Source organism: Okeania sp. SIO2F4 (assembly GCF_010672385.1).
Classification (GTDB): domain Bacteria; phylum Cyanobacteriota; class Cyanobacteriia; order Cyanobacteriales; family Microcoleaceae; genus Trichodesmium.
Map to the genome: position 1 here is coordinate 1 of NZ_JAAHGT010000305.1, position 9,864 is coordinate 9,864.

Annotated in this window: 2 protein-coding genes; both read left to right on the forward strand. The window is 39.6% G+C overall.

What is annotated here, in order from left to right; all coding sequences use genetic code 11:
• On the forward strand, positions 1 to 3,115 hold a 3,115-nt coding region (locus F6K22_RS19350; protein ID WP_293101311.1), incomplete at its 5' end, for an ATP-binding protein.
• Between the two features lie 215 nt (positions 3,116 to 3,330).
• Positions 3,331 to 9,525 (forward strand): AAA family ATPase, encoded by a 6,195-nt coding sequence (locus F6K22_RS19355; protein ID WP_375340173.1) that lies wholly within the window; start codon positions 3,331 to 3,333, stop codon positions 9,523 to 9,525.
• Positions 9,526 to 9,864 lie beyond the last annotated feature (339 nt).

Sequence of the window (9,864 nt, forward strand, 5' to 3'; positions counted from 1 at the left end):
CCCCGCAGAACAAGACTATTTGATTCAACTCAATTTCAAGTCAGGAGAAAAAGCTAAAGGTTCAGCAGCTTACGCAGGAGCATTAAAATATTTTCAAACGGCGTTATCTTTACTTGATGTAGAAAGTTGGCAAACGAATTATCCATTAGCCTTGAAGTTACATGAAAATTATGCAGAAGCAGCTTATCTAATTGGTGATTTTGAATTGATGGAAAGCATAATTGAGCAAGTTATCGAACGTGGGCAAGACTTACTGGATCTGGTGAAAGTCCATGAAATTAAAATCCAGGCTAAGATGGCTCAAATCCAACAATTATCAGCTCTCAGAATAGGTATATATTTCTTAGGTTTATTAGGAATTCAGATTCCAGAATCACCTCAAATTGAGGATTTGCAGGTGGAAATAGCAGCAATTTCCCAATTGATGGAAGGTAAAGCTATTGCGGATCTAGCTAATTTACCCTTGATGGAGAATAGGGATCACTTAGCCAAAGTAAAGATTCTAGCAAATTTATTGCCTGCCTGTTACCAAGCTAAACCAAGCCTTTTCCCTTGGATAAGTTGTAAGCTGATGCAGTTATTGATTCAATATGGGAATACAGTAAATTCTTCATTTATCTACTCCTGCTATGGCATAGTTTGTGTGACATTACAGGACTTTACATCAGCGACTGAGTATGGAAAACTTGCTTGCAAATTGGATTTAAGCCCCCAAACAGGTGATAGCGTTAGCGGTACTCATGTTACAGGGGCTTGTATCAACCACTGTTCGACTCATGTTAAGGAAGCAATTCCCATATTACTCAAAGCTTACCAAGCTGGACTTGAAACGGGGAATTTCCAGTTTGGTGGCTTCGCTATCGGCAAGCGTTCTGAATACCTTTATTTAATGGGTCATAGCCTCTCTAACGTTAAACTGGAAATGGCAACGGCAAGTCATGCTCTTGCTACAATGAAACAAGAGAATACCTTGGCTGGGAATCAAACTTTTGAACAAGCTATTCTAAATTTATTGGGAGAGTCGGAAACTCCATGGGAACTAATAGGAACAGCCTATAATGAAACTGAATCTGTCCCGTTGAAAACCGCTGCTAATGACCGCAATGCACTCCATTATGTTTACCTGAATAAGTTGATTCTTTGCTATTTATTCGATCGTATTCCCCAAGCAGTGGAAAATGCTGCACTAGCAGAGTCTTATTTGGATGGGGTAGCTGGTTTTTTGGATAATTATGTGTGGAATTTCTATGATTCTTTAACTCAGTTAGCTCATTATGGTGATGCAGAAACATCTGTGCAGAAAAGTATTCTCGAAAAAGTTGAGACTAATCAGAAAAAAATGCAATACTGGGCAACTCATGCTCCAATGAATGCTCAACATAAGGATGATTTAGTAGCAGCAGAACGTCACCGAATTTTAGGAGAACGATTTCAAGCAATAGAGCTTTATGACCGTGCCATAGCAGGAGCTAAAGAAAACGAATATCTCCAAGAAGAAGCCGTCGCTAACGAACTGGCAGCTAAATTCTACCTAGACTGGGGGAAAGAGAAGGTAGCTGCAGGCTATATGCAAGAAGCTTACTACTGCTACGCTCGGTGGGAAGCCAAAGCCAAGATTAACCAACTAGAAGAAAAATATCCCCAACTCCTCAGCCCCATCTTAGAAAAAAGAGAACCTCATAATTTCCACAACAGTTTCACCTCCACTCAAGTCTCAGATATAGTCACTACCACAACTGTTTTCTTAGACTATGCATCTGCCATCAAAGCCTCCAGAGCTATCTCCGAAGAAATCGAACTAGATGCCTTGCTGTGCAAATTCATGCAACTCCTAATTGAGAATGCCGGAGCTAACAAAGGAGTTTTATTATTAAACAACTCTAACAATTGGGAAATTGTGGCTCAATTCAATAACGAGACTTGTGACCTATCCACTACTCCTGTAGCTGAAAGCAAAACCCTACCTAGCAGTATCATCAACACCGTCAAACGGACTCAAAAGACTCTGCTACTCAACAACAACTTTGAACAAAACAATACCTTCAGTGCCGACCCCTACTTGCTCAAACAACAACCCAAAAGTCTCCTTTGCATTCCTATTATCAATCAAGGAAAACTCATGGGTATCCTCTACCTGGAAAACAACTTCACAACAGAAGCTTTCACTCCAGAACGCATAGAAGTTCTCAACCTGCTGACCGCCCAAACAGCCATCTCCATCGAAAACGCCAGACTTTACCAAGACTTAGAAGCTAAAGTTGAGCAGAGAACTCAACACCTACAACAAACCCTACAAAAATTGCAGCAGACCCAAGCTCAACTTATTCAAACTGAAAAAATGTCTTCTTTAGGGCAAATGATAGCCGGAATTGCCCATGAAATCAATAATCCAATTACTTTTATCTCAGGTAATATCACTCACGCTCGCGAATATTTCCTGGACTTACTAGAACTACTCAACCTCTACCAAGAAAACTTATCCGCTCCCAGTGCTGCTATAGAAGAGAAATTACAAGAGATAGAGTTAGAATTTTTATGTGAGGATTTAGAAAAAATATTTGATTCCATGGAAACAGGAAGCACTCGAATTCGCCAGATTATTCTCGGTTTACGCAACTTCTCCCGCCTCGACGAACAAGGTATGAAGCGGGTAAATATCCATGAAGGATTAGAAAATACCTTAATGATTTTGCAACATCGCCTCAGAGGTAGTGGCTGTCGCCCAGATATTGCTATAATTAAAGACTATGCTCAACTACCCCCGGTCAACTGTTACGCCAGTCAACTCAATCAAGTGTTTCTACAAATTCTCACCAACGCCATTGATGCTTTAACTACCTCCAAAGCACCAGATTGTCCGGAAATTAGGATCGCTACTCAAATGCAGAACCAGTATAATATCAGGATTTCCATTGCTGACAATGGACCAGGAATGAGTAAGACTGTTGAGCAACGTATTTTTGACCCCTTCTTCACTACTAAACCAGTTGGTCAAGGAACAGGACTGGGGTTGTTTATTAGTTACCAAATAGTCACAGAACAGCACAGAGGACAATTACAGTGTATTTCACAAGAAGGAAAAGGTACTAAATTTATGATAGATATTCCCATTTAACCTAGTCATTGTCATTAGACATCTCCAGAAAAGAGGTCGGAGGTCGGAGGTAGGGACGTTGCATGCAACGTCCGTACAGAGTAGGGGGAGAAAGAACTGATAATTTCTGTACGATAATTGATTTCCTGTTTTTATTATTGGAGATGTCTATTAGTGAAATCTTACCAAAAGCTCCCAATCTATGCAAATCAAATCTGAACACCATCAACAACACTATGATACTTAACCTTCCCAACTACTACCTAAGCGAAAACTTATACCAAGGAACACGCACTCTGGTCTATCGTGGCCAAAGGAACTGTGACAACAAACCAGTAATAATCAAAGTCTTACGCAACCCCCACCCCAGTTTCAATGAATTGGTTCAATTCCGGAACCAATACATTGTCACCCGTCATCTGGAACATCCAGCAATTGTGCAACCTCTAGCCCTGGAACGCTACGGCAATAGTTACCTCTTGGTGATGCCAGATTCAGGAGCGATCGCCCTCTCTGAGTATTGGCAAAAGCCAGACTTTTCTCTAACTGAATTTCTCAATATTGCTATTCAATTAGCAGAAGCACTCTATTACCTAACTCAACAACGCATCATCCACAAGGATATTAAACCAAGCAACATTCTCATTCATCCTGAAACCAAACAAGTTCAAATCATAGATTTCAGCATTTCTAGTTTATTGCCTACTGAACAACAACAACTTATTAACCCCAATCTCTTAGAGGGAACCCTCGCCTACATATCTCCTGAACAAACAGGTCGAATGAACCGAGGTATTGACTATCGTACAGACTTATACTCTTTGGGAGTAACATTTTTTGAACTTCTCACCGGAGAATTACCCTTCACTACCACCGATCCGATGGAGCTATTACATTGCCATATTGCTCGGAGAGTAGAATTTCGCAGAGAAACTCAACTACCGAAAGTAGTGGAAAGTATTGTCCTCAAGTTGATGGGGAAAAATGCCGAAGACCGTTATCAGAGTGCTTTAGGATTGAAGCACGATCTAGAGAAATGTCTAAAACAGTTAGAAACCAAAGGAGAAATTACATCCTTTGAGTTGGGAGAAATGGATCGGAGCGATCGCTTCCTCATACCAGAAAAGCTCTATGGCAGGGAAATGGAAGTACAAACCCTACTTGATGCCTTTGAGAGAGTTAGTAATCCCCCCCAAACCCCCCTTGGTAAGGGGGGAGAAGAAAGAGCAGAAATGATGTTAGTCGCAGGATTTTCCGGGATTGGGAAAACGGCTGTTGTTAATGAAGTGCATAAACCTATAGTTAAGCAACGAGGTTACTTTATCAAAGGAAAATACGACCAATTTAATCGCAATATTCCTTTCAGTGCCTTCGTGCAAGCCTTCCGAGACTTGGTGAACCAATTACTGAGTGAGTCAGATGTAGAGTTAGCTAATTGGAAAACAAAGATACTCAAAGCTTTGGGAGACAATGCTCAAGTCATCATTGAGGTAGTACCCGAGCTAGAAAAAATTATAGGGAAACAACCATCAGCACCACAACTTTCAGGCAGTGCAGCTCAAAATCGCTTTAACTTACTATTTCAAAAATTTATTGCTGTATTTACTGCTGCCGAACATCCAGTAGTCATGTTTTTAGATGACTTACAATGGGCAGACTCAGCATCGTTGAACTTGATGAAAGTCTTAATGATAGGTGGAAAAACTGGATATTTACTCTTGTTGGGAGCATATCGTGATAACGAAGTATTTCCAGCTCATCCATTGATGCTGAGTTTGGCTGAGTTAAAAAAAGAGCAGGCAGTTATTTCCACAATTACTTTACAACCATTAGCTATTAATCATATCAATCAATTGGTAGCAGATACCTTGAACTGTACTCAAAAATTAGCTCTACCTTTGAGTGAGTTAGTGTATCAAAAAACTCAAGGGAACCCGTTTTTTACAACTCAGTTTTTGAAAGGGTTGTATAAAGATGAATTGATTAGATTTAATTTGAAGTTAGGGTATTGGGAATGCGACTTGGTGAAGGTGCGCGATGCAGCTCTTACAGATGATGTGGTGGAATTTGTGGCTCATCGGTTGCAAAAATTACTTACAGCTACACAGCAAGTGTTGAAATTAGCTGCTTGCATTGGTAATCAGTTTGACCTACAGACATTAGCAGTGGTGTGTGAGAAACCAGAAGAAGATGTAGCAGCAGATATTTGGGGAGCATTGCAAGAGGGTTTGATTTTACCTATTTCTCAAAGTTATAAGTTTTTTCAGGGTGGTGTCTATGAAACCACAACTCAGTCAGTGGCAGTGAGTTATCGTTTTTTGCACGATCGAGTCCAACAAGCAGCTTATTCTCTGATTCGGTCAGGGCAAAAACAAACTACCCACTTACACATTGGACGGTTACTCTCACAAAACCTGTCTCAAGAACAGCTAGATAGCAATATTTTTACGATTGTCAATCACTGGAACCAGGCCATAGAATTAATCGCTGACCCCAAAGAACGAGAAAATTTGATGCAACTGAATTATTCTGCTGGAGAAAAAGCTAGGGGTTCGGCAGCTTACGGGGCAGCATTAAAATATTTTCAAACGGCGTTGTCTTTACTAGATGCAGAAAGTTGGGAAACGAATTATCCATTAGCTTTACAATTACATGAAAATTATGCAGAAGTAGCTTATCTGACTGGTGATTTTGAATTGATGGAAACCATAATTGAGCAAGTTATCGAACGCGGTCAAGACTTGCTGGATGTGGTGAAAGTCCATGAAATTAAAATTCAGGCTAAGATGGCTCAAAGCCAACAGTTATCAGCTCTCAATATAGGTATAGATTTCTTGGCGCTATTAGGGATTGAGGTACCCGAATCACCTCAGGAACAGGATTTACAGGTGGAACTAGCAACAATTTTCCAATTGATAGAAGGTACAGCTATTGCCGAACTAGCTAATTTGCCCCTGATGGAGGATAGGAAGCAGTTAGCCAAAGTAAATATTCTAGCCAATTTACTGCCTACTTGTTTTCAAGTTAAACCCAGTCTTTTCCCTTGGGTAAGTTGTAAGCTAATGCAGTTATCTATTCAATATGGGAATACACTACATTCTTCACATATTTATTCTTCCTATGGCATGGTTTGTATTTTGGCATTACAGGACTTTACATCAGCAACTGAGTATGGAAAACTTGCTTGCCAATTGGATTTAAACCCCCAAACTGGCCATGGTTTTGGTACTTTTGCTACAGCGGTTTGTATCAGCCACCTTTCAACTCATGTTAAAGAATCCCTTCCCTTATTACTCAAAGCTTACCAAGCTGGAGTTGAGACTGGAAATTTCCAGTTTGGAGGTTATGCAATCTCATACCGCTCTAAACACCTTTATTTTATGGGCGATAACCTCTCGACTCTGAAACAAGAAATGGCAAGTGTAAGTCATACTCTTGCCACCATGAAGCAAGAAAATGCTTTGGCTTGGAATCAAGCTTTTGAACAAGGGGTTCTCAATTTGTTGGGAGAGTCGGAAACTCCATGGGAACTGATAGGAACAGCTTATAATGAAACTGAATCTGTTCCATTTCAAATTAGTGCTAATGACCGCACGGCACTCCATTATGTTTATCTGAATAAGTTGATTCTTTGCTATTTATTCGATAATATTCCCCAAGCATTTTCCAATGCTGCACTAGCTGAGTCTTATTTGGATGGGGTATCTGCTTCTTTGGATGAGTATCTATGGAATTTCTATTACTCTCTAACTCAGTTAGCTAATTATGGTGATGCAGACACATCTGTGCAGAAAAGTCTCCTCGAAAAGGTTGAGACTAATCAGAACAAAATGCAAGACTGGGCAAATCATGCTCCGATGAATGGTCAACATAAGCATGATTTAGTAGCAGCAGAACGTCACCGAGTTTTAGGAGAACGATTTCAAGCAATGGATATGTATGACCGCGCCATTGCTGGAGCCAAAGAAAACGAATATCTCCAAGAAGAAGCATTAGGTAACGAACTCGCAGCTAAATTTTACCTCGAATGGGGAAAAGAAAAAGTGGCTGCAGGCTATATGCAAGAAGCTTACTATTGTTATGCTCGGTGGGGAGCCAAAGCCAAAACTGACGACCTAGAAAAGCGCTATCCCCAATTACTCCAACCTATTTTACAGCAAGCATTCCCATTTACTAATTTATTAGAAACCCTGACGACTATTGCTCAACCCAAACTGTCAATTCATTCTTCTCAAACGGTAGCTCACTCTTCTACAACAGATATTAATACTACTCTTGATTTAGTTTCGGTGTTAAAATCTTCTCAGGCACTTTCAGAAATTATCCAACTAGATCGACTTCTCCATCAATTGATCCAGATTATTATGGAAAATTCTGGTGGCGATCGCTGCTTCATTATCATGCCTGATGAGAATAGCACTTGGCAGCTCAGAGTTACTGCTACAACAGATAGCACCGAGCTTTGCGCTGAATCCTTATCAGACAATACAAGCTTACCAGTTCAACTTATCCAATACGTTAAAAATACTCAAGAAGTGTTAGTTCTTAATAACCTTGACACCGACTTGCCAATTTTTGATGAATATCTTAACCAAAATAAACCTCAAAGTATTTTATGTTTACCGATGCTAAATCAGGGAAAATTGGTTGGCATTCTGTATTTACAAAATCAACTGACCAGTGGGGTATTTACGGGAGAGCGTATTCTCATACTCAACTTTCTTTGTAACCAAGCTGCTATCTCAATTAAAAATGCTCAACTGCATCAGAAGTCAGAATTCTCCCTACAACAAGTCAAACAATCACAAAACTTACTAAGAAAAATTATTGATACAGTTCCACAATTCATTTTCTGGAAAGATAGAGACTCAAATTTTTTAGGATGCAACCAAAAATTTGCCACAATGGCAGGTGTCAATTCTCCTGAAAATATTGTGGGTAAAACTGATTACGATTTGCCTTGGAGTCGAGAGGAATCTGACTCATTTCGAGAATATGACCGCCGTGTAATGGAATCTAACCAACCTGAATTACACATTATTGAAACACAAAAACAGATTGATGGTACAACACTTTGGGTAGATACAAACAAAATGCCACTGTGTGATGAAACTGGAGAGGTATACGGAATCTTAGGTAGCTATGAGGATATTACCGAGCGCGTACAACTAGAACAAGAGCAAAAACGTCTAACTGCTATTTTAGAAGCGACTTCTGATTATGTTGGTATGGCAAATACTCAAGGCACCGTACTATGGATGAATGCTCAATTTAAAAAACTACGCCCAGAACTACATAGTGATGGAAACTCATTTAAACTCACAGAAAACCACCCCCAGTGGGCTAATAAAATCATTCTCAACCAAGGCATTCCTATAGCTGCTAGTCATGGCAGTTGGTTTGGGGAAACAGCAGTCATAGATTCAACCGGACGAGAAATTCCAGTTTCCCAAATTATTATTGCTCACAAATCTGCTGAGGGAGTAGCAGAATATTTTTCGACTATCATGCGAAATATCACCCAAATCAAGGAAACTGAAACTGCTCTCAAAGAAAAATCTCAAGCTCTAGAGCAAGCACTGCAAGACCTACAAAAAACACAACTGCAAATGGTGCAAAGTGAAAAAATGTCAGCATTAGGGAATTTGATGGCAGGAGTCGCCCATGAAATTAATAATCCCATAGGTTTTTTAGAAGGGAATATTCAGCCAGCTCAAGAATATGTACAAGATTTACTGGGTTTAATTGATTTGTATCAATCAGAATATCCTCAACCAACTAAAGTCATAGCAGAAGAGATTGAAGCAATAGAGTTGGAGTTTATCGGTGAAGATTTGCCAAAATTGTTAGGGTCGATGAATGTGGGAGTAGAGCGGATTCGTAATATTAGTAGTAGTCTGCGAACTTTTGCTCGCAAAGACCAGGAACACAAGACAACTTTTAATATCCATGAAGGAATTGATAGCACGTTACTGATTCTCAAACATCGTACCAAAGCCACCGAAAAACGTCCAGCAATTGAGATTGTCAGAAAATATGGGGATGTTCCACAGGTGGAATGTTTTCCTGGGCAATTGAATCAGGTATTTATGAATATTTTAGCAAATGCGATTGATGCTTTTGATGAAGCAACTCTAGGTAAAACTTTTGCTGAGATTAAACAGAAACCGAATAGAATAATGATTGAAACTTCTATACTTGAGAATAATCAACTGCAGATTCAGATTGAAGACAATGGTTGTGGGATGAAACCAGAGACCAAAGAGAGAATATTTGAGCAAGGGTTTACAACAAAAGGAGTGGGTAAGGGAACAGGTTTAGGGATGGCGATCGCTAAATCTATTATTACAGAAAAACATGACGGTATAATTACCTGTGATTCCACAGTTGGAGAAGGTACAACCTTTACAATTATCTTACCAATTGTGTAAAATATAAGTTATACCATTTTAAAAAAAGAATGTTACAAATAATCAGCAGTATTAAAAGACTTGATCGTCCATGTCTATTTGACGAAAAAGATACATTATATCATGTCCGGATAAACAGTTATAAATAATTCGGGAGCACTCAGGAGTCAGGTCAATCCCATACGCAGAAATCATTAATTCTTTCCCTCTACTCCCGTAGGGGCGAAGAGCGAATCGCCCCTACTCCCTACTCCCTCTTTTCCACCAGAGGTCTATTGATACACTACCAGTAGAGTGTTAAGTTTTTCAAATTACTATATCAGGACTTACGCATAACCAGCATATATAGTAGGGGTTAAC